The sequence below is a fragment of the Stenotrophomonas sp. YJH_SMC_54 genome (assembly GCF_059368435.1).
Genome location: NZ_JCAFRS010000001.1, coordinates 385,377 through 410,852, shown reverse-complemented (window position 1 = coordinate 410,852; position 25,476 = coordinate 385,377). Strand labels below are relative to the sequence as shown.

21 protein-coding genes and 1 tRNA gene are annotated in these 25,476 nt (G+C 66.0%); 5 read left to right on the top strand and 17 right to left on the bottom strand.

The window, feature by feature from the left end:
- Nucleotides 1-62: 62 nt before the first annotated feature.
- The 3 genes from AC5P5S_RS02065 to ffh form a co-directional block, all read right to left on the bottom strand.
- The gene (locus AC5P5S_RS02065; protein ID WP_062606753.1) at nucleotides 63-875 is read right to left on the bottom strand and encodes an aminotransferase class IV family protein; all 813 of its coding nucleotides are present in this window, start codon (nucleotides 873-875) and stop codon (nucleotides 63-65) included.
- On the bottom strand, nucleotides 872-1,948 hold the full coding sequence (locus tag AC5P5S_RS02060) for an NAD(P)H-dependent flavin oxidoreductase (RefSeq protein ID WP_012479529.1): 1,077 nt from the start codon (nucleotides 1,946-1,948) through the stop codon (nucleotides 872-874). Before AC5P5S_RS02060 ends, AC5P5S_RS02065 begins: the two co-directional genes overlap by 4 nt.
- A 91-nt stretch (nucleotides 1,949-2,039) precedes the next feature.
- Nucleotides 2,040-3,416, bottom strand: coding sequence for a signal recognition particle protein (gene ffh / locus AC5P5S_RS02055; protein WP_005408591.1), 1,377 nt, complete (start codon nucleotides 3,414-3,416; stop codon nucleotides 2,040-2,042).
- Between the two features lie 122 nt (nucleotides 3,417-3,538).
- Here ffh and AC5P5S_RS02050 point away from each other — a divergent pair, with 122 nt between their 5' ends.
- A complete protein-coding gene (locus tag AC5P5S_RS02050) occupies nucleotides 3,539-4,333 on the top strand; it encodes a cytochrome C assembly family protein (RefSeq protein WP_012479528.1) in 795 nt (264 codons plus the stop codon).
- A 99-nt stretch (nucleotides 4,334-4,432) separates the two neighbouring features.
- Here AC5P5S_RS02050 and AC5P5S_RS02045 read toward each other — a convergent pair whose 3' ends face one another.
- The 4 genes from AC5P5S_RS02045 to radA all read right to left on the bottom strand — a co-directional run bounded on the left by AC5P5S_RS02045 (nucleotide 4,433) and on the right by radA (nucleotide 10,699).
- Nucleotides 4,433-4,897, bottom strand: coding sequence for a YqhG/Tai3 family protein (locus AC5P5S_RS02045; protein WP_005412649.1), 465 nt, complete (start codon nucleotides 4,895-4,897; stop codon nucleotides 4,433-4,435).
- A gap of 92 nt (nucleotides 4,898-4,989) precedes the next feature.
- Nucleotides 4,990-7,296 (bottom strand): tetratricopeptide repeat protein, encoded by a 2,307-nt coding sequence (locus AC5P5S_RS02040; protein WP_012479526.1) that lies wholly within the window; start codon nucleotides 7,294-7,296, stop codon nucleotides 4,990-4,992.
- A 48-nt stretch (nucleotides 7,297-7,344) separates the two neighbouring features.
- A complete protein-coding gene (locus AC5P5S_RS02035; RefSeq protein ID WP_005412647.1) occupies nucleotides 7,345-9,201 on the bottom strand; it encodes an ATP-binding protein in 1,857 nt (618 codons plus the stop codon).
- Nucleotides 9,202-9,322: 121 nt separating this feature from the next.
- Nucleotides 9,323-10,699: a DNA repair protein RadA gene (radA, locus tag AC5P5S_RS02030; protein ID WP_005408586.1), complete on the bottom strand. Its 1,377-nt coding sequence runs from the start codon at nucleotides 10,697-10,699 to the stop codon at nucleotides 9,323-9,325.
- 150 nt (nucleotides 10,700-10,849) lie between these two features.
- Here radA and AC5P5S_RS02025 point away from each other — a divergent pair, with 150 nt between their 5' ends.
- On the top strand, nucleotides 10,850-12,907 hold the full coding sequence (locus AC5P5S_RS02025) for a putative bifunctional diguanylate cyclase/phosphodiesterase (RefSeq protein WP_005412645.1): 2,058 nt from the start codon (nucleotides 10,850-10,852) through the stop codon (nucleotides 12,905-12,907).
- 496 nt (nucleotides 12,908-13,403) lie between these two features.
- Here the strand turns inward: AC5P5S_RS02025 and cyoD are convergent, their stop codons facing one another.
- From cyoD to cyoA, 4 genes are read right to left on the bottom strand one after another with little or no spacing between them, the layout of a single operon-like run.
- On the bottom strand, nucleotides 13,404-13,745 hold the full coding sequence (gene cyoD, locus AC5P5S_RS02020; RefSeq protein WP_005408584.1) for a cytochrome o ubiquinol oxidase subunit IV: 342 nt from the start codon (nucleotides 13,743-13,745) through the stop codon (nucleotides 13,404-13,406).
- Nucleotides 13,745-14,383 carry a cytochrome o ubiquinol oxidase subunit III gene (gene cyoC, locus AC5P5S_RS02015; RefSeq protein ID WP_005408583.1) on the bottom strand — a complete coding sequence of 213 codons (639 nt, stop codon included), beginning with the start codon at nucleotides 14,381-14,383 and terminating at the stop codon, nucleotides 13,745-13,747. Before cyoC ends, cyoD begins: the two co-directional genes overlap by 1 nt.
- A complete protein-coding gene (gene cyoB, locus AC5P5S_RS02010; RefSeq protein ID WP_032966504.1) occupies nucleotides 14,380-16,377 on the bottom strand; it encodes a cytochrome o ubiquinol oxidase subunit I in 1,998 nt (665 codons plus the stop codon). Before cyoB ends, cyoC begins: the two co-directional genes overlap by 4 nt.
- A gap of 2 nt (nucleotides 16,378-16,379) precedes the next feature.
- Entirely contained in the window at nucleotides 16,380-17,420 is a 1,041-nt protein-coding gene (gene cyoA, locus AC5P5S_RS02005; RefSeq protein WP_005408581.1) for a ubiquinol oxidase subunit II, read from the bottom strand.
- A gap of 353 nt (nucleotides 17,421-17,773) precedes the next feature.
- Between cyoA and AC5P5S_RS02000 the strand changes: the two genes are divergently transcribed.
- The 3 genes from AC5P5S_RS02000 to AC5P5S_RS01990 are packed head-to-tail and all read left to right on the top strand — an operon-like array spanning nucleotide 17,774 to nucleotide 19,119.
- Nucleotides 17,774-18,385, top strand: a complete 612-nt coding sequence (locus AC5P5S_RS02000; RefSeq protein WP_062606751.1) for a GyrI-like domain-containing protein — start codon at nucleotides 17,774-17,776, stop codon at nucleotides 18,383-18,385.
- A gap of 39 nt (nucleotides 18,386-18,424) precedes the next feature.
- Entirely contained in the window at nucleotides 18,425-18,769 is a 345-nt protein-coding gene (locus AC5P5S_RS01995; RefSeq protein WP_062606749.1) for a hypothetical protein, read from the top strand.
- A 23-nt stretch (nucleotides 18,770-18,792) separates the two neighbouring features.
- Nucleotides 18,793-19,119, top strand: a complete 327-nt coding sequence (locus AC5P5S_RS01990; protein WP_005408578.1) for a hypothetical protein — start codon at nucleotides 18,793-18,795, stop codon at nucleotides 19,117-19,119.
- A 26-nt stretch (nucleotides 19,120-19,145) separates the two neighbouring features.
- On the opposite strand, the gene AC5P5S_RS01985 is transcribed toward AC5P5S_RS01990, so the two are convergent.
- From AC5P5S_RS01985 to AC5P5S_RS01960, 6 genes are all read right to left on the bottom strand, one after another.
- Nucleotides 19,146-19,742 (bottom strand): hypothetical protein, encoded by a 597-nt coding sequence (locus AC5P5S_RS01985; protein ID WP_062606747.1) that lies wholly within the window; start codon nucleotides 19,740-19,742, stop codon nucleotides 19,146-19,148.
- Nucleotides 19,743-20,087, bottom strand: a complete 345-nt coding sequence (locus AC5P5S_RS01980) for a TonB family protein (protein ID WP_061201628.1) — start codon at nucleotides 20,085-20,087, stop codon at nucleotides 19,743-19,745. It lies immediately after the preceding gene.
- Nucleotides 20,088-20,102: 15 nt separating this feature from the next.
- Complete coding sequence (locus AC5P5S_RS01975; RefSeq protein WP_414487324.1) at nucleotides 20,103-21,053, bottom strand: RHS repeat-associated core domain-containing protein; 951 nt, start codon at nucleotides 21,051-21,053, stop codon at nucleotides 20,103-20,105.
- Between the two features lie 280 nt (nucleotides 21,054-21,333).
- A tRNA-Thr gene (locus tag AC5P5S_RS01970) sits at nucleotides 21,334-21,409 on the bottom strand.
- Between the two features lie 50 nt (nucleotides 21,410-21,459).
- A complete protein-coding gene (locus tag AC5P5S_RS01965; protein ID WP_114618558.1) occupies nucleotides 21,460-22,464 on the bottom strand; it encodes a 2-hydroxyacid dehydrogenase in 1,005 nt (334 codons plus the stop codon).
- A gap of 97 nt (nucleotides 22,465-22,561) precedes the next feature.
- Nucleotides 22,562-25,432 (bottom strand): autotransporter outer membrane beta-barrel domain-containing protein, encoded by a 2,871-nt coding sequence (locus tag AC5P5S_RS01960; RefSeq protein ID WP_231336784.1) that lies wholly within the window; start codon nucleotides 25,430-25,432, stop codon nucleotides 22,562-22,564.
- Between the last annotated feature and the right edge of the window lie 44 nt (nucleotides 25,433-25,476).

Here is a 25,476-nt window from a genome sequence, read left to right as displayed (position 1 = left end):
GGTAAGCGGGCGATTATAGCGGCAGAGTCCGGCCGAGCCAACCCCGGGGGGTTCGCTTGGGGTCAGATCCCTTTTGCGGCGCAAAAGGGATCTGGCCCCAGCCCCTGCCAAGCCACCGCCGCCAGCACCGCCCTGCTCTGTTCAGCCAGCGCCTGCGAGCTTGGCAGGAGATGCCCGTCGATGGCCTCCAGCGCCCACAGGCCGCTGGCGTTGCAGGCAAAAGCGGCCTTCACACTGCCCAGTTCAGCCAGCGCCAACGGCCGCGTCAACTGCGCATCGGGCCAATGCCGCTTCAGCAGCGCTTCGGCCGTACCGCGCAGGGCCGGCGCCTGCGGCCAGAGCAGCCGTTCACCATCGTGCACGGCCAGATTCCAGGTGCTGCCTTCACTCACGTCGCCATCAGCGGTCACGAACAGCACATCGTCGAATCCTTCGGCCATCGCCGCTCGGCGCTCGGCGAACAGGCCAAACGTGCCCACGTGCTTGATCTGCGGCATTTCGCGCTGCCAGACCACGCTGCGCACGCGCTTGGGCGCGACCAGGGCCACCGGCGCTGATACTGCCACCAGCACGTCCACCGGCACCGCCGCCAGCGGGTTGCGGAAATCGAACCGGCGCGAGTACACCGTCACCCGCAGCGAGGCATCGGCCAGGCCGGCCTGTTGCAGGGCCTGTGCCATCCAGGTCTGCACCTGCACCGTATCCAGCTCGCTGCCGAACAGTTCACGGGTCGCCTGTGACAGCCGCGCCAGATGCAGGTCCAGTCCCTGCACCGCGTGGTCGCGCACCTGCAGCGAGGTGAAATGGCCGTAGTTGACCAGCGCCGGCAGCAGATCCTCGACCTGTGCCGGCAGGCCGTTGCAGGTCACCGTCATCGCAGCAGCGCCTGCGCCTGGCTCCACATGCCGCGCAGCACGTCGGCGGCCGGCTGTGCCGGCGCCATCCACGCCGACTGCCCGGCCCAGGCCTGCATCGCCGCCAGGCGGTTTTCCTGCGCGGCCTGCTTGCGCATCGGCGCGGTCAGCCCGCGCTGCACCGGGTACGGGCGTGGCGCCGGGGCGCCTTCTGCGGCAGCGGCGCGCACATAGGCGGTCGCCAGGCCGCGGCCCAGGCGGCCGCTGAAGGCGCGGGTCGGCCAGGTGTCTTCCGGTTCGCTGGCGGCCAGCCCATCGGCCCATGCCGAGGCGATCGCTGCTTCGGGCGTGCGCAGGAACGCGGTGCCGATCTGCACCGCGCTGGCCCCCAACGTGAGCGCGGCGGCGATACCGCGGCCATCGGCGATACCGCCGGCGGCAATCACCGGGATCTGCAGGTGATCGGCCAGGCGCGGCAGCAGCGCGAACAGGCCGACCAGCTGGCGCTCGGCCATCGCCGGATCGAACGCACCGCGATGGCCGCCCGCTTCCATGCCCTGCGCCACCACCGCATCGGCACCGGCGTCCTGTGCTGCACGCGCTTCGGACAAGGTGGTCGCGCAGGCGATCCAGGCAATGCCGGCATCCTTCAACTGCTGCACGTGGCGCGGCAGCAACACACCCATGATGGTCGAGGCCACCGCCGGGCGTGCGGCCAGCAGTGCGGCGAACTGTTCTTCGAAGTCGGCGGGCGTGGCATCGGCGGCGCTGGCCGGCACGTCCGGGCCCCACTGCGTCAGGAAGGCGCGGCTGGCAGCCTCGGCGGCAACGTCACGGGTCGGCACCGGATCCGGCACCCACAGGTTCACCTGCGCCGGGCCATTGGAAGCGGCGCGGAAGTCATCCATCCAGCGGCCGATATCGGCGGCCGGCGACAGCACCGCACCCATCGCGCCCATGCTGCCGGCATTGGCCAGCGCGGCCGACAGCGGCACCGGGCAGGCACCGGCCATCGGTGCCAGCAGGATCGGAAGCTGCAATGAAAAACGCCGACAGAAGGTGTCGGCGCGTTCAAGAATCGGCGATGCATTCACGCGACATACCTGTTGGAGAAGTCGCCATCCAGCATACGCCAGTCATTGTGACCGGGGCCGCGTCGCAATGCGCGCCGGCCCCGTCGCTGCATCAACGGAACGGCATGCCGCGGCCGCCCATGGCGCCCATCATGCCCTTCATGCTGCGCAGCATGCCCTTCATGCCGCCGCCGGCCATCTTGCTCATCATCTTTTCCATCTGCATGTACTGCTTCATCAGCTTGTTGACGTCAGCCGGCGTCACGCCCGAGCCCTTGGCGATGCGCGCGCGGCGCGAGCCGTTCAGCAGGTTCGGGTTGCGCCGTTCCTTCTTGGTCATCGAGCTGATGATGGCGATCATGCGCGGCACTTCCTTGCCCTGGCTGACCTGCTGCTTCAGATGGTCGGGGATGTTGCCCAGGCCCGGCAGCTTGTCCATCAGGCCGCCGATGCCGCCCATGTTCTGCATCTGCTCGAGCTGGTCACGCATGTCGTTCAGGTCGAACTTCTTGCCCTTGGCGACCTTCTCGGCCAGCTTGGCCGCCTTGTCCTTGTCGACCTGCTGCTCGACCTGCTCGACCAGCGACAGCACGTCGCCCATGTCGAGGATGCGGCTGGCGATACGGTCCGGGTGGAACACGTCCAGGCCTTCCGGCTTTTCGCTGACGCCGACGAACTTGATCGGCTTGCCGGTGATGTAGCGCACGCTCAGTGCGGCACCGCCACGGGCGTCACCGTCGGTCTTGGTCAGCACCACGCCGGTCAGCGGCAGGGCATCGCCGAAGGCCTTGGCGGTGTTGGCCGCGTCCTGGCCGGTCATGGCGTCGACCACGAACAGGGTTTCGGCCGGGTTCACCGCAGCGTGCAGGGCCTTGATCTCGGCCATCATCGCTTCGTCGATGGCCAGGCGGCCGGCGGTATCGACCAGCAGCACGTCGACGAACGACTTGCGCGCGTCGTCGATGGCGGCACGGACGATGGCTTCCGGCTTCTGGTCGGCACTGGACGGGAAGAACAGCACGCCGACCTGCTCGGCCAGGGTCTTCAGCTGCTCGATCGCGGCCGGACGGTAGACGTCGGCCGAGACCACCATCACCTTCTTCTTGCGCTTTTCCTTCAGGTGCTTGGCCAGCTTGCCCACCGTGGTGGTCTTGCCGGCGCCCTGCAGGCCCGCCATCAGGATGATGGCCGGCGCGGGCACATTGAGGTTCAGGTCGCTGGCTTCGGCGCCCATCACCGCGGTCAGCTCGTCGCGCACGACCTTGATCAGCGCCTGGCCCGGGGTCAGCGACTTCAGCACTTCCTGGCCAACCGCTCGTACCTTGATGCGCTCGATCAGGGCCTGCACCACCGGCAGCGCAACGTCGGCTTCGAGCAGCGCGATGCGCACTTCGCGGGTCGCCTCGCGGATGTTCTCCTCGGTCAGGCGGCCACGGCCACGCAGGCGCTCGATGGTGCCGGAAAGGCGCTGGGTCAGGGACTCGAACATGCGGCGCAACCTGTCTGAAAGCGGGGGACAATAAGGCAGACAGTATAACGGGTCCGGCTGTCTCCCCGGACTGCGGCCACGGGACCGTCGCCACCACCGCAGGGGTATGCGAAACTGCAACGATGACAATCGTTCTCATCGCCGTCCTGCTCTACCTGGCTGCCAGTGCCCTGCTGGTGCGCGCGCTCGGCCGCGATGAAACCACCGGCTCGCCCACCTGGCTGTGGCCGGCCCTGCCGGCGATGCTGCTGCATGGCAGCTACCACGTGATGGTGGCGATGCGCACCAACGGCGGGCCGGACATGCACTTTTTCGCCGCGCTGTCGCTGGTCGGCCTGGGCATGGCCTGGCTGACCTCGCTGGTCGGCGCACGAGGGCGGATGTCGGCGCTGGGCGTGGTGGTGTTCCCGCTGGCTGCCGTGCTGCTGCTGGCCTACCACGGCTACGGCCACGAACCGAGCAAAGTGCTGGGCTGGCGCCTGGCCAGCCACGCCTGGCTGGCGCTGCTGGCCTACGCCACGCTGAGCATCGCCGCGCTGCTGGCAATCATGCTGTGGCTGCAGGAACGCGCACTGCGTCGCCGCGAGTTCCGGCCGTGGCTGCGGGCGCTGCCGCCGCTGGCCGACCTGGAATCACTGCTGTTCCGGGTGATCATCGTCGGCTTCGCGCTGCTGACCCTGACCCTGGTCACCGGCGTGCTGTTCGTCGATGACCTGCTGGCACAGAAGCTGGTGCACAAGACCGTGCTGAGCGTGCTGTCGTGGGTCGTGTTCGGCGTGCTGCTGGTCGGCCGCCGCCGCTACGGCTGGCGCGGCATGAAGGCGGTGCACTGGACGCTGGCGGCAATGCTGTTGCTGCTGCTGGCGTTCTTCGGCAGCCAGTTCGTGATCGAACTGGTGTTCGGGCATACGCGATAGAAGCGTGCCGACCAACGGTCGGCACCCACCCAACATCACCTGGTAGTGCCGGCCGCTGGCCGGCAACTGGACCGCACCCTGCGTGGATGCTGCCGCCGGTCAGGGCACCGGCTGCGCCAGGATCTTCCGCACCGAACGGCCGCTGTTGGTGAGGATGTCATCGACCTGCCAGCAGCCCTGGCCCTGGCGCACCATCGGCAACCGGGTCACGTAGGCCTTTTTCCAGACCAAATATCGCATTTCTACCTGGCCAGTGGTCGCCGAGGCCTCTTTCCAGCTGTAACGCACGGGGCTGTCGATGTCGCCATCCTGCGCATCCAGCCACGGATCGGAATCGATCGTGCAGATGCCCTCCTCGCGCTGCTGGCAGGCACGCTCATCACGCAGCGCCTTGCCGAAGGCCGCGCTGACCAGCGCGGCCGGCGGATCCAGCAGATCACCGTTGCCGGTCGTCGCCTCGTAGAAGGCGCGGGCCACAGCCGCAGGCTCCCGGCAGGCGGGAGCAGCCTGCACGGTGGGGGCCAGCAGCAGCCCGGCGATCACGAACATCCCTGTCTTTCGCATGTATTTCTCCTTGAGGGAGTGCCGGCCGCTGGCCGGCACTACAGGATATCCCGGCGCTGCCGGCCAGCGGCCGGCACTACCCGATACCCGGCTTACAACCCGTAACGCTCGATCACGTCCAGGTGCGGCTGGCGATCCTGGTCGCAGGCTTCGGCCAGGCGCAGCCAGCAATGCGGATGCGGCCACGTCGCGGTCTGCTGCTGGAGGAAGCGGTGCAGCGCCAGCGGTGCATGGTCCTGCGGCTGGGCCACGGTGAACAGCAGGCCGGGCAGCGTACCCTCTTCCACATCGGGGTCGGTGACGGTGTAGTCCGGGCGGCTGTGCGACCACACCTTCCAACCCTGTGCTTCGGCCGCCTCAACGAAGACGTTCCAGGCCTCTTCGCCCGGGTGCGCGCCATCGATCATCCAGCTGCGGGCGAAGCCGCCGCGTTCCAGCACATGCACCTGCGCATAGGTCGGGATGAAATGCTCGCGTGCTTCCTCCTCCTCGGGTGCCGGATGCACCAGCGCGGCATCGAACACCACCCAGTCGCCCACCTGCTGGGCGCGGTTGGACGGCGCGTTCTCGACGATGCGCGCGGTCACCGGCCCGCTGCGACGGGCGTAGTACTCCATCGGCTCACCGTTCTCTTCGCTGCGGATGATCACCCAGCCCCACGGCTCTTCGACCACGCCTTCCAGGCTGGACAGCTCCATGCCGATCGCCTTCGCCGAGCGACGCACGGCGTCCCAATCCCGCGCCGCGCTGGCGGCACTCATGTGGTCCCAATGCGCGGCATTCGGATCTTCCAGCAATTCAACCAGCTGCGCATAGCAGGCCTGTGCTTCGCTGAAGCGGCCGGTTTCCATGTACATGCGCGCCAGCGTGCCGCGCGCGCCGTGCGAGCCCGGAGACAGCTCCAGCAGGGATCGGGCCGCCTGCTCCAGCGCCGGCCAGTCGGACACGCGGCGTGCACGCTGCACCTCGCACCAGTGCGCGAACACCGGCACGCTGCCGCGATAGAGATCGGCCAGCTGGCGCAGGCCATCGTCGTCGCCCTGTTCGGCCAGCCAGCGCATCAACGTGTAGGCCGCGGGACCATCGTTCTGCGCATGGCTGCGTACGAACCGCCACAGCAGCGCGCGCGCCTCGGGCTGCGCGCCGCAGGCATTGAGTGCGCTGGCCGCCATCTCGGCCAGCGCCTCGTCATCGGGCAACTCGGCATGCGCCTGCAGCAACCACTGCGCTTCGCGCTCGGGATCGCGCGACTGGTTCTGTTCGCCCTGCGCGTCCAGCCATGCCAGCAGCTCGCCCGCCGGCACCGGCAGCGGTGCGACATCCGGCAACGCGTCGATGCGCGCGGCCAGGCCGGCCACCAGCGCCGCAGCACCACGATCCTGGCGCAGCTGCGCCAGATGCGTGCGGGCCAGTTCCAGCTGCCGCAGTGCCACCCAGCGCGCACCACGCTGCAGCGCCAGCTCCAGGCTCAGCGCTGCCACTTCGATCAGCAGGCGATGCGATCCGACCCGGGCAAAGTGCTCGATGATCGTGTTGAAGCGCGTGCCCAGATCCCAGGTATTGCGCGCAGGATCCCGCTGGCAGAGCGCGGCGGCGGTGTTGGCCCACAGGCGCCAGTAGTTCGGAGTCAGCTCGCTCCACGGCACCAGCTGCTGCAGCGCCTCTTCGTCGCGGCCCAGCTGGGCCAGCGCCCAGGCCTTGGACAGGCGGCGCGGCACCGTGCAGTTGGCCGGCTCGTATTCTCCGGACGCAGCAACTTCGGCCTCCCGCTTTTCGATCAGTGCCAGTGCCTCATCGGCACGGCCCATTCCCAGCAGGATCTTGATCTGCATCTCCGGGAAGCTGTCGAACACTTCCTTGCCACAGGCCTCCACGGCATCGGCCTGCGCCTGCAGGTAATCCAGCGCCGCCTGGCCACGACCATCATCGAGCAGCGCATCGGCCTTCTCGCAGCTCAGGCACTGGAAACAGGCCCAGCTCGGGTCGATGCGACCCAGTGTTTCATCGCAGACCTCGATGCGCTCGGGCACCCAGCCCGGGCCATCGATGTTGCCATAGCAGGCAGCCAGATCCTGGGTCACGCAGATCGACTGCGGGCATTCCAGCGTGTCCTCACGGTGCGCACGTTCGAACAGCGCCACCGCTTCGCCCAGCGCGCTCTCGCCTTCGACGCGGTTGCCGACGCGGTTGCGCAGCGCCCAGTGGCCGACATAGACGTCGACCCACGGGTTGTCCAGCGCCTTGCCCAGCGCACGCGCTTCGGGCAGCAATGCATCGACGCGGTCGATCTGCAGTTCACTCACCTCGTCGGCGAGACGGTTCAGCAGGTGCGCGTTCTGCGCCTGGCCGGCCTGGCGCAGGTCACCCTGCAGTTTTTCGACCCAGTTCCAGATGTCCATGGGGTAAGTGCTCCTGTCTAGCAAAGGCTGGATGAGAAGGTACGGTGCTCAGCGCAGCATCTGCTGCAGGGCACCGGCAATATCGGTAAAGGCGCCGTTGAGATCCGGGCCGGGCGTAGCGTTCGCGCGTGCCAGCGGGCGGCCCTGCGCGGCGACGATGATCTTCAGTGAGCGCAGCAGACGGGCTGCGGCTTCGGCCTGTGGATGCCCCTCGCGCTGGGCGCGCAGCAGCGCCTGCACTGCCGGGTTGTCGAGATTGAGGTACAGCCGCGACGGCGCGCGCGACTCGATGCGTGCGGTGAACTGCCGGGCCAGGCGCAGCGCGGCCATCGACACGCGCTTGTCGTTCTCGTCGTCTTCCAGGCGCTGCTTCAGCTCGGCTTCGCGGTCGGGCACCACCACCACCGGCAGCGACTCGGGGCTGAAGCGTGCCGGCAGCAACTGTTCGCCGTCGCCCAGCTGCTCGCGCAGCCATGCCAGCTGCGCCTCGTCGAGGCTGTCATCGCTTCGGAACAGTGCACGGTTACCCTGCTCGGTCCCCAGTTCAACCAGGCGCAGGCCCTTGGCCTGGGCCCAGCGACGCAGGAACGGCACGACTGCATAGCGGTGGCCATGCGCGACCGGTACCCCCATCGCGCGGAACAGCATCTCCTCGAAGCCACCGCCATTGTCGAGAATCACATGCACGGCACCACGCGCCGGCAGCGCACTGGCCGGCAGGTCGCCCTGCGAAGTCGGCACGCGCACGTGCTCCAGCAGCAGGTCGAACAGGCGGTCATCGCACAGCGCCGCGCCCAGCAAGGCCTCATTATGGCGCGTGAGAACGCGTCGCCAGGCTTCCGGCTGCTGCCGTGCGACGTCGGCCAGGCCATCAATCAGCGCCTCCAGCAGCGCGTGCTGCACGGCCCGGTACTGGTCATCGCGCTGCAGGTCTTCGCGGCTGGCGGTGGGCGTCAGCCGCGAGGATTCGATCACTCCGCCGATGAAGCCCGCCCACGGCGGCAGCAGGTCGCGCGCATCGTCGTCCAGCAGCATGCCGCGCACGAACACCGAAAGATTGCGGTTGTCACTGGTGCCGTAGGTAGCGCCGTCCTGGACCCACAACAGGCCGGTGGCATCGCTGTCGCCATCCGCGCGCAGTGGCACGGTGACGATCGGCTCGAAATCGTGCTCGAAGCGCGCAGCGAACTGCAGCGCCTGGCGACGCGCCTGCACCGGATGCACGACGACGTCACCCTGGCTGCGCCACGGCGGCGGCTCGGGGTTGAGCGCCTCGGCCGCAGCACCGATGAAGATCGGCTCGGACAGCAGCGCGCAATAGCGGCCCAGCACCTCGTGCAGGCGCGCCTCGTTGGCCAGCGGCAGGAAATCCGGATGCAGCTCCAGTTCCACCTCGGTGCCAACCGCGCGCGCCGGCATTTCGCTGACGGTGTACTGCTCGGCATTGCTGGACACGTACAGATGACCCAGTTCCGGCGTCTGGTACGAGGTGGTACGCACGCTGACCCTGCGCGCCAGCACGAAGGCCGACAGGAACCCGAGGCCGAACATGCCGATCAGGCCTTCATCGTCCTCCCCGCCCTGGCGCAGGCCCCGGGTGTAGCCGACGCCCACGGTAGCCAGGTAGTCATGGATTTCCTGGCGGGTCAGGCCGGCACCGGTATCGGTGATGCGCAGCACGCCGGCAGCGGCATCGACCTGCACCGAGATGCGCGACGGTACTTCGATGCCGGGCTGCTCGATGCGGCGACGGATGATCGAGTCATGCGCGTTCTGCACCAGCTCGCGCAGCGCCACCATCGGGGTGGAATACAGGTGCTTGCCCAGCACCGTCATCAATCCATTGAGATCGACCCCTGCGCGACGGATTTCGGCGTTGGGGGCGGTGGGCGTGGTGTCCTGCATGTAATCGTTTACTCCTGGGCACGGAAAGACGCCAGAGGGCGCCTTCGTCGAGCGGGAAAAACTAGCACAGGCAGGCTGACCGTTGCCGTATACGACGTTTGTAGAGGCAGGGCCGCGCGCATCACGCCGCGTCGATAGCCTCGGACAGGCGCTCCACCGCGATCACTTCCATGCCCTTCACCGAACCGCCCTTGGGCGCGTTGGCCTTGGGCACGATGGCGCGCTTGAAACCATGGGTGGCCGCCTCGCGCAGGCGGTCCTCGCCGTTGGGCACCGGGCGGATCTCGCCGGACAGGCCAACCTCGCCAAAGGCAATCGTCTTTTCCGCCAGCGGCCGGTCCTGCAGCGAGGACAGCACCGCCAGCAGCACCGGCAGGTCGGCCGCGGTCTCCTGTACGCGGATACCCCCGACCACATTGACGAACACGTCCTGGTCGCCGACCAGCACGCCGCCGTGACGGTGCAGCACGGCCAGCAACATGGCCAGGCGGTTCTGCTCCAGGCCGACCGCGACACGGCGCGGGTTCGACAGCGGCGATGCATCGACCAGTGCCTGCACCTCCACCAGCAGGGGCCTCGTGCCCTCGCGGGTGACCATCACGCAGCTGCCCGGCTGATGGGTGCTGCCGCCGGACAGGAAGATGGCCGATGGATTGGAGACTTCCTTCAGGCCCTTGTCCCCCATCGCGAACACGCCCAGTTCGTTGACCGCACCGAAGCGGTTCTTGAACGCGCGCAGCAAACGGAAGCGGCTGCCGCTCTCGCCTTCGAAGTACAGCACCGCATCGACCATGTGTTCGAGCACGCGCGGGCCGGCGATGCCGCCCTCCTTGGTCACGTGGCCGACCAGGAACACGGCGGTGCCGGTCTCCTTGGCGAAACGCACCAGCCGCGCCGCGCTCTCGCGCACCTGGCTGACCGAACCCGGCGCGGCGGTCAGGCTCTCGGTCCACAGGGTCTGCACCGAATCGGCCACGATCAGCCGCGGGCCCGCCCTGGAGGCATGCTGCAGGATCGACTCGACGCCGGTCTCGGCCAGCGCGTTGACCCCATCCAGTGGCAGTTCCAGCCGGTGCGCACGACCGGCCACCTGCGCCAGCGACTCCTCGCCGGTGACGTACAGCACCGGCAGTTCGGCCGCCATCTTTGCCACTGCCTGCAGCAGCAGGGTCGACTTGCCGATGCCCGGGTCACCGCCGACCAGCACCACCGCGCCCTCGACCAGGCCACCGCCGAGCACGCGGTCGAACTCGCCGATGCCGGTGCTGACCCGGCGGTGCTCGGTCTGCTCCACGTCCTTCAGCGCGGTGATCTTCGGCGGATCGATCTTGCCCGCCCAACCCGCCCGGCGCGACGCCGGCGCCTTGGCCGCCGCCGCGCTCTCCAGCACGATTTCCGACAGCGAGTTCCAGGCGTTGCACTCGGTGCACTGGCCCTGCCACTTGCTGAATTCGGCGCCGCATTCATTGCAGACGTAGGCGGTGCGGGCTTTGGCCATCGGATGATTTCCAGCAACGGGAACAGGCGTGGCAGGATAGCCGAGCCGGGTCGCAGGTGCTGCGACCGCTCAAGTCCCGCCTGCCCGCGCCGATAGCTGTCGCGGGCGTGCGCCTTGCGGGCGCCCCCTCCCTCCCCCTCTGGATTCAACATGACTGGCAGTTACAGTCAGAGCCTGGTCGCCATCTCCCTGCTGGTGGCCATTCTTGCTTCGTACACGGCGCTGGACATGGCCGGCCGCCTGGCCACCGCCGAGGGCCGCGTGGCTCGCTGGTGGCTGGCCGGCGGCGCGGCGGCGATGGGCCTGGGTATCTGGTCGATGCATTTCATCGGCATGCTGGCCTTCGACCTGCCGATTCCGGTCGGCTACGACCTCGGCATCACCCTGTACTCGCTGGCCGTGTCGATCGGCGCCTCGGCCTATGCGCTGTGGCTGGTGTCGCGGTCCAGCCTGCCCTGGCGACGTCTGCTGGCCGGCGCCGTGCTGATGGGCCTGGGCATTGCCACCATGCACTACCTGGGCATGGCCGCGATGCGCATGCAGCCGGGCATCGACTATCACCCGGGCTGGTTCGCTGCCTCCATCGCGGTTGCCATCGGCGCCGCCGGTGCGGCGCTGTGGATTGCCTTCCGCCTGCGTGCCGAGCAGCGCAACACCACGCGCCTGCGCCTGCTCGCCTCACTGGTGATGGGCCTGGCCATCGTCGGCATGCACTACACCGGCATGGCCGCGGCGCGCTTCCCGGAGGGCAGCATCTGCGGCGCGGTCGGCAGCGGCGGCATCGACACGCGTTGGCTGGCGGTGCTGGTGATCGTCACCACGGTGGCGACCCTGGGCATCGCCCTGGTGGCCTCGCTGTTCGACCGGCAGATGCGCGTGCGCACCGGGCTGCTGGCCGATTCACTGGCACACGCCAACGACAGGCTGATCCAGGCCGCCCTGCACGACCCGCTGACCCAGCTGCCCAACCGCATGCTGCTGCAGGACCGCATCGAGCAGGCCATCGAGAAGGCGCGGCGGCGCAACCAAGCGGTGGCGGTGATGTTCTGCGACCTGGACGGCTTCAAGGCGGTCAATGATGCGTACGGACACCAGCTGGGAGATCGCCTGCTGGTGGCGGTGGCGCAGCGTATCGGCGGCCTGCTGCGGCCACAGGACACCTTCGCCCGCCTCGGCGGCGACGAGTTCGTGATCGTGCTGGCCATCGATGTTCCCGACGATGCAGTGGTGGTCGCCGAGCGGATCATCGCGGCGGCGGGCGAACCGTTCCTGCTGGATGCAGCCGAGCTGCAGGTCAGCGCCAGCCTGGGCATCGCCCTGTATCCGGCTGATGCCGGCAACGAGCGCGAGCTGATGGCACACGCCGATGCGGCGATGTACCACACCAAGGAGACCGGCCGGAACGGCTATACGTTCTTCACCCCCTCGATGCAGCTCAGTGCCAACCGCCAGCTGCGCCTGCTGCAGGACCTGCGCAAGGCCATCGCCCGCGACGAGCTGGTGCTGCACTACCAGCCCAAGTTCCCTGCCGCCGGCGCACCGGCCACCGGCGCCGAAGCGCTGCTGCGCTGGCAGCATCCCGAGCTGGGCCTGCTGGCGCCGGATGTGTTCATTCCCATCGCCGAACGCAGCGGTCTGATCCTGCCGATCGGTGACTGGGTACTGGACCGTGCCTGTGCACAGCTGCGCGCGTGGCACGATGCCGGACATTCCGAATGGTCGATGGCGGTGAACCTGTCACCGTTGCAGTTCGCCTCGCCGGCGCTGCTGGACAGTGTGCGCGAGGTGCTGCAACGGCACCGCATCGAGCCGGCGTGCCTGACCTTGGAGATCACCGAGACCACGGCAATGAAGGACGTGGACGCCAGCCTGGCGATTCTCAACGACCTGACCGCGATGGGCGTGCATATTGCCATCGACGACTTCGGCACGGGCTATTCCAGCCTGCTCTACCTGAAGCGCATGCCCGCCACCGAACTGAAGATCGACCGCGCGTTCGTGCACGATCTGGAATGCAATGAAGAGGATGCCGCCATCGTCTCGTCGATCATCGCGCTGGGGCGCACCCTGCAGCTGCAGGTGGTGGCAGAGGGCGTGGAGACGCAGGCACAGCGCGAGTACCTGAGCGAACTGGGGTGTGATCAATTGCAGGGTTACCACCTGGGCCGACCAATGGACGCCGAGGAGTTCCTGCGCCGGGTGGGGTGAGACCCCATCCACGCATGGCGTGGATCTCCTGGTAGAGCCGGCCGCTGGCCGGCTTCCCGCAATTGCCGGCCAGCGGCCGGCACTACCACCCTGTGCCGGCCATGCCAGGCGGGATGAGGCCGATGGCTTTGGGGTCGGATCCCTTGCTGCAGGCAAGGATTCAGACCCCATCCACGCATGGCGTGGATCTCCTGGTAGAGCCGGCCGCTGGCCGGCTTCCCGCAACTGCCGGCCAGCGGCCGGCACTACCCCCCTGTGCCGGCCATGCCGGGTGGGATGAGGCCGATGGCTTTGGGGTCGGATCCCTGGCCGCAGGCAAGGGCTCTGACCCCATCCACGCATGGCGTGGATCCTGGTAGAGCCGGCCGCTGGCCGGCTTCCCGTAATTGCCGGCCAGCGGCCGGCACTACCACCGCGCGTGCCATTCCCGGCGGGCGCGACAAACAAAAAAGGCCGCCCGAGGGCGGCCTTTCTGCGTGGCAACGTCGCGCGGACGTCAGTGCATCATGTGCACGTTCATGTTGTGCATGACCCACAGGGTGCCGACCACGATGATGCCGATCACCACCACGGTGAAGGCCGCAGCGTTGACGTTCCAGCGGCTTTCCGAAGAACGGTCCAGGTGCAGGAAGAACACCAGGTGGACCAGCATCTGCAGCACCGCGGTGATGGCGATGACCACACCGTTGACGGTGCGCGAGAAATCGCCCGACATCACCATCCAGAACGGGATGACGGTCAGCACCACCGCCAGCACGAAGCCGATCAGGTACGACTTCACGGTGCCATGGCTTTCGCCGCCGGTGCCGTGGTCGTGTGCATGGTTGTCATGTGCCATTACAGCGCTCCATTGAGGTAGACGACGGAGAACACGCCGATCCAGATCAGGTCCAGGAAGTGCCAGAACAGGCTCAGGCACGCCATGCGGGTCTTGTTGGTCGGGGTCAGGCCGTACTTCTTCAGCTGCACGAACATCACCAGCAGCCACAGCAGGCCGGCGCTGACGTGCAGGCCGTGGGTACCGACCAGGGCGAAGAACGCCGACAGGAAGGCACTGCGGTCCGGACCGTAGCCCTGGTGGATCAGGTGCTGGAACTCCCACACTTCCATGCACATGAAGCCGAAGCCCAGCAGCCAGGTGATGCCCAGCCACAGGTACATCTGGCCCATCTGCTTGCGGTGCATGGCGATCATGCCCAGGCCGAAGGTCAGCGACGAGGTCAGCAGCAGCGCGGTTTCCCATGCCACGAACGGCAGTTCGAACAGGTCCTTCGCGGTGGGGCCACCATCGGTGCCGCCTGCCAGCACCACGTAGGTGGCGAACAGCGAGGCGAAGATGAGGCAGTCGCTCATCAGGTACACCCAGAAACCGAAGACGGTGTTGCCGCCGGTGTCGTGGTGCTCGTGGTCGTCATGGCCATGGGCCGCCGCATGCGCGGCGTGCCCGTGGCTCAGGGTCGAGGTATTGGTGCTCATGCCTTCAGCTCCGACTTCACCAGGCCCTGGGCTTCCAGGTGCTTGCGGTGTTCGTTCTCGATGCGTTCCACCTCGGCGGCCGGGACCCAGTAGTCCACGTCCTGGTCGAAGGTGCGGTAGATGAACGTGGCGATCATGCCGACGAAGCCGACGATGGCCAGCCACCAGATGTGCCAGATCATCGCGAAGCCGAACACCAGGCTGAAGGCACCGATGACAACGCCCGTGCCGGTGTTGCGCGGCATGTGGATGTCGGTGTACTTGGCCGGCTTCGGCCAGGCTTCACCACGCTGCTTGCGTTCCCAGAAATCGTCCAGCTCGGTGACTTCCGGCAGGGTGCCGAAGTTGTAGAAGGCCGGCGGCGAAGAGGTTTCCCACTCCAGCGTACGGGCATCCCACGGGTCGCCGGTCAGGTCGACGGTCTTCTTGCGGTCGCGGATCGACACGGCCACCTGGATGATCTGGCACAGGATGCCGGCACCCACGATGAAGGCACCTGCGGCGGCAATCAGCAGCAGCGGCTCGTAGGCCGGGTTGACGGTGCTCTGCAGGCGACGGGTCATGCCCATGAAGCCCAGCACGTACATCGGCATGAAGGTCACGTAGAAGCCGATGAACCAGCACCAGAACGCGCACTTGCCCCAGAACTCGTTGAGGCGGAAGCCGAACATCTTCGGCCACCAGTAGGTGATGCCGGCGAACATGCCGAACACCACGCCGCCGATGATGACGTTGTGGAAGTGGGCGATCAGGAACAGGCTGTTGTGCAGCACGAAGTCGATGGCCGGGATCGCCAGCATCACGCCGGTCATGCCGCCGATGACGAAGGTGACCATGAAGCCGATGGTCCACAGCACCGGGGTGGTGAAGTGCACGCGGCCGCGGAACATGGTGAACAGCCAGTTGAAGATCTTCACGCCGGTCGGGATCGAGATGATCATCGTCGTGATGCCGAAGAAGGCATTGACGTTGGCACCCGAGCCCATGGTGAAGAAGTGGTGCAGCCACACGATGAACGACAGCACGCCGATGCAGGCGGTGGCGTAGACCATGCCCTTGTAGCCGAACAGCGCCTTGCGCGAGAAGGTCGCGATGACTTCGGAGAACACACCGAACGCCGGCAGGACCAGGATGTACACCTCCGGGTGACCCCAGATCCAGATCAGGTTGATGTACAGCATGGCGTTGCCGCCACCGTCATTGGTGAAGAAGTGCGTACCCAGGTAACGATCCAGGGTCAGCAGCACCAGGGTGATGGTCAGCACCGGGAAGGCAGCGACGATCAGCACGTTGGTCACCAGGGCGGTCCAGGTGAACACCGGCATCTGCATCAGCTTCATGCTGGGGGTACGCATCTTCAGGATGGTGATGAAGAAGTTGATACCGCTCAGCGTGGTACCCAGGCCTGCGACCTGTAGACCCCAGATGTAGTAGTCCATGCCGACGCTTGGACTGTATTCGATGCCCGACAACGGCGGGAACGCCAGCCAGCCGGTGGCAGCGAACTCACCGATCCACAGCGACAGCATGATCAGCACAGCGCCCGACACGAACAGCCAGAAGCTGAGCGAGTTGACGAACGGGAACGCGACGTCGCGCGCACCGATCTGCAGCGGCACGGCCAGGTTCATCAGGCCGGTGATCAGCGGCATCGCCACGAAGAAGATCATGATCACGCCGTGGGCGGTGAAGATCTGGTCGTAGTGGTGCGGCGGCAGGTAACCCTCGGACCCGCCGACGGCAAGCGCCTGCTGGGTACGCATCATGATCGCGTCGGAGAAGCCGCGCAGCAGCATGATGAAGGCGACGATGAGGTACATCACGCCGATCTTCTTGTGATCCACCGAGGTGAACCACTCCTTCCACAGATAGCCCCACAGCTTGAACTTGGTGATCAGGGCCATGACGCCCAGGCCACCCAGCACCGCGCCGACCAGGGTGGTCAGCACGATCGGATCGTGGGGGATCGACTCAAGAGAGAGTTTTCCCAACATGTTCATTCTCCCGAACCCGCGTGGCCAGCATGGCCAGCGTGTTCGTGTTCGGTGGCATCCAGGTTTTCACCCGATTCCTTGGAATCATGCGCGTCACTGGGGGCATGCCCCTCGTGCGCTTCATGGCTGGCGGCATCGGCAGCGGCGGCACCGGCGTGCGAGTGCTTCATGCCGTAATGCTTGTTGTCGCCCATGTGCTTGGCGATGACCCAGTCGAACAGGCCTTCTTCGGTCTTGCCGAAGTAGGTGACCGGATACCACTCGGCGTTGCGTGCTTCACCCAGGGCCTTGAACGAGGCCTTGTCCAGGGTCTGCTCACCGGCACGGACCTGGTCCAGCCACTGGCGGTATTCGGCATCGGTGACCGAGTAGGCGGTGAAGTGCATCTTGGCGAAGCCTGCGCCACTGTAGTGCGAGGACATGCCCGGGAATTCACCGGTCTCGTTGGCGATCAGGTGGAGCTTGGTCTCCATCGCAGCCATCGAGTAGATCATGCTGCCCAGGTGCGGGATGAAGAAGGCATTCATCACCGAATCGGACGTGATCTTGAAGTTCAGCGGCGTGTTGACCGGGAACTTGATTTCGTTGACGACCGCCACCTTCTCTTCCGGATAGATGAACAGCCACTTCCAGTCCAGCGAGATCGCCTCGATGGTGACCGGCTTGACGTCCGATTCCAGCGGACGATACGGGTCCAGCGCGTGCGACGAACGCCAGGTCAGGACCGCCAGCACCAGCACGATCATGCAGGGAATGGACCACACCACCACCTCGATCGCCGTCGAGTGGGACCACTTCGGCTCGTAACGGGCCTTGGTGTTGGAGGCGCGATACTTCCACGCGAAGGTCAGGGTCATGATGATGACCGGGATGACGACCAGCAGCATGAGCACGGTGGCCGTGATCAGCAGGGTCTTCTCATCCTGGCCGATCTGGCCCTTCGGACTGAGGATGGCCACGGCATCGCAGCCGGTGAGCATCACCAGCAACGACAGCAGCAGGCCCGGGCGCAACCAGCGCCCAAGGGTTTTCAACGGAATCATCGGTCGATCCAATTGCGAGGGAATGCCGTTCCCCGTCCTGCCTGTTCCGGCCAAAGCCGGTCCCACCGGTCCGGAAGACAGGTAGGGAGGTGGGTCGAGTCAGCCTTTCAATTTTAGGCCGTCACCCACCATTTAAGAAAGGCATTGACATTGATCGAGCGCAGGAAAGGCCCGATTCTGGCTGCGACACGTTGTCGCACCGCGCGGGCATGACGGGGCGCATGACCCAGGGCGGCATTCCGGCCCTGGACGTTCGCGGGCCGTTCGCCCTCGTTCGGCAAAGTCACCTGAATCGGTTCAGGCGTGCTGACGGGTGCCTAGCATGGGATGCTCGGCACAGGAGGAAGACCCCGATGGACAAGATCGACTTCAAGAAGCGCGACCGGGCACTCTATCACCCGCCCACCGGCCAGTTCGTACCGGTCGATGTACCGCCCCTGCCCTACCTGATGGTCGATGGCCGCGGCGACCCGAACACCGCCCCGGCCTACCTGCAGGCGGTGCAATGGCTGTACTCGGTGAGCTATGCATTGAAGTTCGCCCTGAAGGCCGGGGGCCAGGACTACGTGGTGCCACCGCTGGAAGCGCTTTGGACCGCCGAGGATCCGTCGAGCTTTGTGGCACGCCGCAAGGATGAGTGGAGGTGGACGGCGATGATCCGCACGCCGGATGGGATCAGTCCAGCGCAGTTGGAGGCTGCCATTGCCAAGGCGGCGAAGAAACTGGGCGACGTTCCAGCCAGCCTTCGCCACGAAATTCTCGAAGAAGGCCTCTGCCTGCAGACGCTGCATGTAGGCGCCTACGATGACGAGGGTCCGGCCCTGGCCCATCTGCACGACGAACTGATGCCCGCACTGGGTTACACCTTTGCCGGCCCCCATCATGAGATCTACCTGAGCGACCCGCGCAGGACCGACGCGGCGCGGTTGAAGACCGTGCTGCGGCAGCCCGTCCGCGCGGAATGACCGCCTGCGAGCACCGCTCTGACAAGGAGCAGAAGATTCATGCCCCTGATTGATCGTTTACTGCGCTGGACCACCCTGCCCACCGGGCGCCGCGCCTTCGCGCTGCTGTGCAGCGTGTTGTTGCTTGTACTGGCCTGCAATCCCGACCTGCTGCCGCTGCTGTCGCTGATCGATGCACTGGGGATGGATGTGGTGATGTTGCTGCTGGCTGCACAGGTAACGGTGGTACTGCCCTGGCTGCGGGAACGCGCCGGGCGATGGTTCCGGCTGGCCATGCGGATCGCGGCCGGGGTGCTGGCCGGGGTGATCGGCGGCTATCTGCGGCAACTGGTGATGCTCGTGCTCATCAGATCCGGCACCTGCTGCGCTATATATAGGGCTTGATGCCCCGGGCCTGCAGGGAAGACATGAAACAGCTCGCTATCACACTCGGTGCACTGCTGCTGTCCGGCAGCGCATGGGCCGATACACACCAGACCGGAAAAATCACCAAACTGGTTGTCGAATCCACGTTCGTTTCCGTGTGGCTGGAAGGCCAGCCCACCAACAACGAGTGTGCTTCCGACGGGCGCTGGACAATCGATCTTGCCAGCGACAAATCCGGACGGGAAAAGTACGCGGCCATCCTGTCGGCGGCGTCATCGCGGACACCGATCGGCTTCCACGCACTCACCAGCGAAGGTTGCGGCGTGTTCGGAGCAAAGAAGATCTACTATTTCGACCTTGCCTATTGAGACAGCACTCCGCGCAGACGTGCTGCTCAGCGCCTCGGGGCCGGATCTGCGATGCAGACCTTCTCCCCAAGGCGCAGGGACTTGCCGTCCCCGTGCCCTGCCGATGAACGATCAAGCGGCCAAAAGCAGACACTGATACCGGAAAGGTCATTGCCATAGTCTTCGGGGATGCCGGTCATGGCAATGCCCATGACTTCATTCCAGCCCGGCGCGCCACACTTCAGGCAAGCTGCCGCGCTCGCCTTGGCTTTGCCTGGTGTCCATCGCGCGGGCGGAAGGCCCATTCGCCCGGCTTTCCATTCGACATACCGGGAATGGAAGCCAATTGAAAATCCACGCCCCATGTCCACCGTTGTCGTCGAGGCGTCTGCGGGAACCGTCGATTCAACCCGGATCGTCACCGGCCGGTCGGGCAACGTGGCTCCGACCTCAATGCAGTAGGTCGGCGCGCAGGCCTGCGGCACAGAGACAGGTGGCGCAGCGGATGCTGCAGCCGGCAGCGAGGCGGCCAGAATGACGACTGAAGAAGCAATCCGCATGATCATTTCCTCTTGTCGTCCTCGATGAGGGTCTTCAACACCTGCTCGCTGCCGTTGCTGTTTCAGCAGGTTGACCGGGCTCATTCAATCCAGACGTTGGAAATCGAATGTGACCTTCCTGGTGCAGCGGGATGGGACCGGAGGGAAACGCCACTTCGCCACGGCAACCAAGGCTGCGCGCTCATAAGCAGCATTGTCGACCCTCCCCCGGTCCAGCGCTTCAAACTGTGACCGCGTGATGACGGGATTTGTCACCCGCCCATCCTCTTCAACGACGACGGTCGCCACGACAGAGCCACGCACCTGCATCTCAGTCGCGGCGGGAACGACCGGCGCAATGGACTCCACCGGACTGCTTGCCGCCTGGCAAGGCCCAGGGAGCTCCTCACCGGCGCGACATGAGGCACTGGACAAGGCCAACGCAAGCATCAGAACGCGGTTCATTCAACACTCCCGATTGCTGGTGGGGGAGCAGACATTAACCGTGCCGTTCGTGTCGCTGTAGCTCTTCCGGGCAGGCTCCCCCAGCTCACGCGCGGCCCGGGTCTCCACCCCCGTAGCCCGCGCCTCCTCCGAAGATACGCCGACTCGGATCTGCATCACGCCGTTGCTCTCCGAGTTGGACTGTGGCGCAACAAGCGAAGCCTGGAAAGCGGACAATCCAACCCGATCATGCTGGGCAGCATGGCTCACCTCGTGACCGCCCCCCAGAGCAGGAGACTGGATCTCCCCGGAGGATTTGACGCGAAGTCCAGAGGTGACATCAATGCTGATGATTCTTTTGTTCTCGTCATATCCAAAATCACCATTGCGATTGAACTGTATGGTGTAGGTCTCATCGGATAGGAGAATCTGCTTCAGTTCAGAGCTGATGGTTTCTGACTTCATCCAATGGTTGAGCACGGCAGCACCATCACGCAGCGTCGCTCCGCCTTCAAATGCGTACTTGACGATTCGCCCATCTGGATCCGTGAACCTGTAAGGATTCCCGTTCGCATACCTATACCGGTTGAACTGCCCCACCGGCTGCTCATACGCCGTGACCGGATCAACCGACAGGAACACACCCAACTGCGGATCCATGTAGCGCTGCTGCATGTAGATCAGGCCCGTTGCCGAGTCGCTCACATGCCCGGTATACCCCGGCCCGTCCGTGACCTGACCACCGACCACGGCCCCGTAGGGCTCGTAGTCATAGCGCTTGATCACATTGCCGTTGGCATCGCTCTCAGCCACGACCGAGCCCAAGGCGTCCGTGTGGATGTAGGTGACTGTCGTCTGGGCGATTGCGGATGGCGACAGGCCAAGGCCGATCAGCAGCACGCAGGACAGCCAGGCGCCTGTTGCCCCCAGCTTGCGAATTCGATCTCCACATCTCCTGAAGCGGGTAAACACGCCGCCTGCAGTTCCCCCGAACCTGCGCATCCTTCCAATCTCTGAAAGAGCCTTGAAGCAAGGCTGGGTATTCATAGCACAGGAATGACCGGCTGCAGTTGCCAGGTCAGGAACTGTGCAAGGAGCCAAGCGCCTGGGAAGCCGGAGGGGCGGGTAGATCGCGAGACTCAGAAATCGCGGAGTGCCAGCCATGGGCTGGCACTCCTGGGGTTGCCGGCCAGCGGCCGGCACTACCAGAGCATAAAAAAAGCCCCGACCAAGGCCGGGGCTTTTCTACAACTGGTGCCGGAAACAGGAGTCGAACCTGCGACCTACGCATTACGAATGCGCCGCTCTACCAACTGAGCTATTCCGGCGGAGCCCGCGATTTTACGGGCTGGGCGCCCCGGCGGTCAATCCACCCGGCTCAGTCCGCCTCTACCCGGTTGGCACACACCCGCCCAGCCGCGAAATCCTGCAGGTTCCCCAGCGTGATCGCCGAGATCTCCTGCAGCGCCTCCACGGTGAAGAAGCCCTGGTGGCCGGTCACCAGCACGTTGGGGAAGGTCATCAGGCGCTGGAAGGCCTCGTCGTCGATGATCTCGCCGGACAGGTCCTGGAAGAACAGCGCGCTTTCCTGCTCGTACACGTCGATGGCCAGGTGGCCGAGCCGGCGCGACTTCAGCCCGCGGATCACTGCATGGGTATCCACCAATCCGCCGCGCGAGGTGTTGACCAGCATCGCGCCCGGCTTCATCCGCGCCAGCGAGGCGTCATTGATCAGGTGCTGGGTATCGGGCGTCAGCGGGCAGTGCAGCGAGACGATGTCAGCGCGCGCCAGCAGTTCATCCAGCGCAACCATCTCGCCGATACCTGCGAAGGCCGCCGACGGGTACGGGTCGTGCCCCAGCACCGTGCAGCCCATGCCCTTGAAGATGCGCGCGGTGGCCAGGCCGATCTTGCCGGTACCGATGATGCCGACCGTGCGGCCATGCAGGGTGCGCCCGAGCAGGCCATCGAGCATGAAGTTGCCCTCGCGCACGCGGTTGTAGGCACGATGGGTCTGGCGGTTGAGGGTCATCACCAGCGCCAGTGCATGCTCGGCCACGGCTTCGGGCGAGTACGCCGGCACCCGCGCGACGAACAGGTCCAGCGCTTTCGCAGCGGCCAGGTCCACATTGTTGAAGCCCGCACAGCGCAGCAGCACGGCCCGCACACCCAACGCGTGCAGCGCGCGCAGCACCTGCGCATCCAGCCGATCGTTGACGAACACGCAGACCGCGGCGCAGTCCTGTGCCAGCGCTGCGGTATGCACATCCAGCGCGGCATCGAAGTAGACGAACGTGTAACCCTGCCCCGCCGCCTCACGCAGGTTGGCTTCGTCCAGGAAGCGACGGTCGTAGGGTCGGGCGCTGAAGACGGCGATCTGCATGGAAGAACCTGGATGGAATGCCATGCCGACCATACCGCAGCCACGCGTCCGTGGGGATGGCACCGGCGATGCGAACATCGCCGGTGCCCTGTGCCACTCAGAACTTGTAACCCAGCCCCAGCATCACGCCGTTCTGGATCTGCCCGTCACGACGCTCGCCCACGTAGTCGGCCATGATCGACAGGCGTTCGCTGGCGCGGCTGGTCACGCCCAGGTTCCAGGCCAGCACCTGCTCGCCCACGGCCTGGCTGCTTGCCCCGAACACCAGATCCGGTGCTGCGGCGAAGCCGGTGCTGTAGCGCGCCTGCGAGTCGCCCAGTTCCTTCTGCCAGACCACGCGGGCACGCGGGGTAATGCGCTCGCCGTTGTTGCCTTCGAGGGTCCTGAACAGCTGCAGGCCGGCGCCCACGCGGATGCTCTCCAGGCTGCCGCTGCGACCGACCAGTGCACCCGCACCCTGCCCTTCATTGAAGCGCGTGGCCGAGGTACGCGCGTAGTCCACCACCGGCAACAGCGGCTGGATCACCAGGCCCTTGCCCGTGGTGAATGAGAACGCGTGCTCCACCCGCGCGGAGATCGCATCGTTGCTGTACGTGGCACGCAGCGGCTGCTGCAGGCCATCGATACCGCTGACGCTGCGGCGGGTGTCGTGACGCAGGTCTGTGTAGCGCACCGCCGCCGAGAGATAGCCGCGCGAATAGGTCGCGTCCAGGTAGCCGCCCACGTCCAGCGCGCGCACGTCACCACTGAAGTCGGAGCCGTCGCGGCCCTTGGTCGACATATCCGCCGCTGCCACGCTGACGCCCAGGGTGACGCGGTCATCGGCAACGCGGGTATCGGCGCCGACGACGATGCCGCCGATGTTATGGCTCAAGCCTGCCACGCCACCGTCGGCATCGATGCGGCCGTGGCTGGCAAAACCGCGCGCCCACAGGCCATGGTTGCGACCAGGGCCACTGCCTTCACCGCCGCCCGCCGCCGGCTCGACCAGGTGCATGGCCAGCTGGTTGAACAGGCTGCCGTGGCGCATGCCCGGCTGCGCCGACACCGACTGCGCGGCCTGCGAGGCCAGGCCGTCGGCATCACCGCCACTGCGCATCGCGGCCTGGTGCTGCTGCACCACGTTGCCGATGCTGCCCACCAATGCGTTGTCGGCCAGGCGCAGGCTCGCGTGCGCGTCACCGCGCAGGGCACCGGCCTGCTGTGCGATCACGTCACGGTCGGCGAACTGCAGCGCGCCGAGCAGCGACTTCAGGCCACCATCCCTGCGATCGGAAGCGGTCGCCAGCGCACGGCCAAGGGCATCGCCCGAAGCACCATTGGCAAACAGCCCCAGCTGGTCGAAGCCCGGGTTGGCGGTCAACCACAGGCCATCCGCGGTCTGTTTCACGTTGAAGCTCAGCAGCGAGTTGTGGCGTGGGCGGAACACCTCGCCGCCGGTGATGCTGGCGCTGTAGCCGGTGTCCCCCAGGCGCACGACCTCTTCGAAGCCGCCCTGGTAGATCGGGCCCTGCACCAGGTCACGGCGGAAGTCCTGGCCGTAGTAACCCTGCGCCACGTTCAGTTCGAGGAAGGCCCCTTTGGAGATCACCAGCGCGCCGTCGGTCTGCTTGCTGTCGAAGAAACTGCCTACATGCAGGCGGCCACTGCCAGCCCCGCCGTTTTCGGTCACATCGAACAGCACCTTCCCGCCCGGCATGATGTTGACGTAGCCATGGGTGACCAGATCGCCGCCGCGCGGCATCAGGGTCCCGTACACGCGCAGGCGATTGAAGCCATCCTCGCGCCAGGACGGGCGGGTACCGCTGGCCAACGCACTGAGATCCATAGCGGTGCCGGCCACGTCACCATTGCCGACCAGCATGCCTGCGGCCATTACCCGCACCTCCGAAGCGCGCAGGGCGCCGCCTTCCAGCGCGATGGTGCCGTTGTCGACCAGCATGAAGTCGGCACCGGTGGTCGCGGAGGTCCGCCATGTCGCGCCATTGGTCACGCGGATCACGCCCATGGAGTTGTCCAGCGTGGACACATCCAGGTCACCCAGGCGCAGCTTCGACAGCAGCAGGGCCTTGTATGTGGGATCGTTCTGGTAGTCCTGTACCGAGTTCGCGCCGATGCCCTGCGGACCATTGCTGGAGGCGTTGTAGATGCTCTGCGCCAGGTTGATGTAGCTGGACTGCCAGTTGGTGTTCCAGCGCGCGAAGTCATCATCGACGAAGGTCTGCAGCTGGCGACCGGTGCGCAGGTAGCCCGGGTTGATGTCGCCGCTCACGTTGGCGGTGACATTCAACGTATCGCCCGGGTCGCGGTAGCCCTTGGCGGTGATGACCCTGTTGCTGTAGATGTCCTGGCCCGGGAACGACTCCAGCTTGCTGCCGCTGCCATCAGGATCGAAAGTGACCGAGGCACCCGTGGTGCGCGCCGGATCGCGGAACACCAGCAGGCCGTTGGGCTGCACGACTTCATACATGGCCTTGTGCAGCAGCCCGGCATCGATGCCGCCGCCGTAGTTGCCGGTGTAGATCTGGGTCATCCGTGGCGACGGCGTGTAGATCACCTTGCCGCTGTTGCTGGCCGCGTGGATCTGTACCGAATCGACGATCGGCAGATCACCGGCCAGATAGCGTTCGACGCCACCGGACTGCATGATCGAGCAGGACGAAATGCAGTGGCCGGACACGATGGTGTTCAGGCCGGACGTGCGGATCACGCCCTGCAGCCACTCGCCGGCGATCAGCGCGCCACCATTGGAGGTGCGCAGCACCACTTCGCGGATCGGCCGGCCCTCGGCCTGTGCCTTGGCCAGCAACGCGGGCAACGACACCACATCGGCGTAGGTCACCCCGCCGCTCAGGAAGATGCGATCCCCCTGCACGTGATAACTCATTGCCATGACGTCATCAGCCGCCGCGATGGCGCCAACGGCGATCAGCCCGGCCAGGGCCAGGCTCAACTTCGAATGCTTCATACGTTCTCTCTCTCCACCCGCAACACGCGGGTAAGGAGTCAAAC

Excerpts from the sequence above, each read along its gene's own strand:
- ffh (WP_005408591.1), bottom strand. The coding sequence starts at position 3,416 with ATGTTCGAGTCCCTGACCCAGCGCCTTTCCGGCACCATCGAGCGCCTG.
- AC5P5S_RS01965 (WP_114618558.1), bottom strand. The coding sequence starts at position 22,464 with ATGCAGATCGCCGTCTTCAGCGCCCGACCCTACGACCGTCGCTTCCTG.
- AC5P5S_RS01960 (WP_231336784.1), bottom strand. The coding sequence starts at position 25,432 with ATGAAGCATTCGAAGTTGAGCCTGGCCCTGGCCGGGCTGATCGCCGTT.
- AC5P5S_RS02065 (WP_062606753.1), bottom strand. The coding sequence starts at position 875 with ATGACGGTGACCTGCAACGGCCTGCCGGCACAGGTCGAGGATCTGCTG.
- cyoA (WP_005408581.1), bottom strand. The coding sequence starts at position 17,420 with ATGATTCCGTTGAAAACCCTTGGGCGCTGGTTGCGCCCGGGCCTGCTG.
- AC5P5S_RS01990 (WP_005408578.1), top strand. The coding sequence starts at position 18,793 with ATGAAACAGCTCGCTATCACACTCGGTGCACTGCTGCTGTCCGGCAGC.
- cyoD (WP_005408584.1), bottom strand. The coding sequence starts at position 13,745 with ATGGCACATGACAACCATGCACACGACCACGGCACCGGCGGCGAAAGC.
- AC5P5S_RS01980 (WP_061201628.1), bottom strand. The coding sequence starts at position 20,087 with ATGCTTGCGTTGGCCTTGTCCAGTGCCTCATGTCGCGCCGGTGAGGAG.
- AC5P5S_RS02025 (WP_005412645.1), top strand. The coding sequence starts at position 10,850 with ATGACTGGCAGTTACAGTCAGAGCCTGGTCGCCATCTCCCTGCTGGTG.
- cyoC (WP_005408583.1), bottom strand. The coding sequence starts at position 14,383 with ATGAGCACCAATACCTCGACCCTGAGCCACGGGCACGCCGCGCATGCG.
- radA (WP_005408586.1), bottom strand. The coding sequence starts at position 10,699 with ATGGCCAAAGCCCGCACCGCCTACGTCTGCAATGAATGCGGCGCCGAA.
- AC5P5S_RS02050 (WP_012479528.1), top strand. The coding sequence starts at position 3,539 with ATGACAATCGTTCTCATCGCCGTCCTGCTCTACCTGGCTGCCAGTGCC.
- AC5P5S_RS02045 (WP_005412649.1), bottom strand. The coding sequence starts at position 4,897 with ATGCGAAAGACAGGGATGTTCGTGATCGCCGGGCTGCTGCTGGCCCCC.
- AC5P5S_RS02000 (WP_062606751.1), top strand. The coding sequence starts at position 17,774 with ATGGACAAGATCGACTTCAAGAAGCGCGACCGGGCACTCTATCACCCG.
- cyoB (WP_032966504.1), bottom strand. The coding sequence starts at position 16,377 with ATGTTGGGAAAACTCTCTCTTGAGTCGATCCCCCACGATCCGATCGTG.
- AC5P5S_RS02035 (WP_005412647.1), bottom strand. The coding sequence starts at position 9,201 with ATGCAGGACACCACGCCCACCGCCCCCAACGCCGAAATCCGTCGCGCA.
- AC5P5S_RS02040 (WP_012479526.1), bottom strand. The coding sequence starts at position 7,296 with ATGGACATCTGGAACTGGGTCGAAAAACTGCAGGGTGACCTGCGCCAG.
- AC5P5S_RS01995 (WP_062606749.1), top strand. The coding sequence starts at position 18,425 with ATGCCCCTGATTGATCGTTTACTGCGCTGGACCACCCTGCCCACCGGG.
- AC5P5S_RS01985 (WP_062606747.1), bottom strand. The coding sequence starts at position 19,742 with ATGAGCCCGGTCAACCTGCTGAAACAGCAACGGCAGCGAGCAGGTGTT.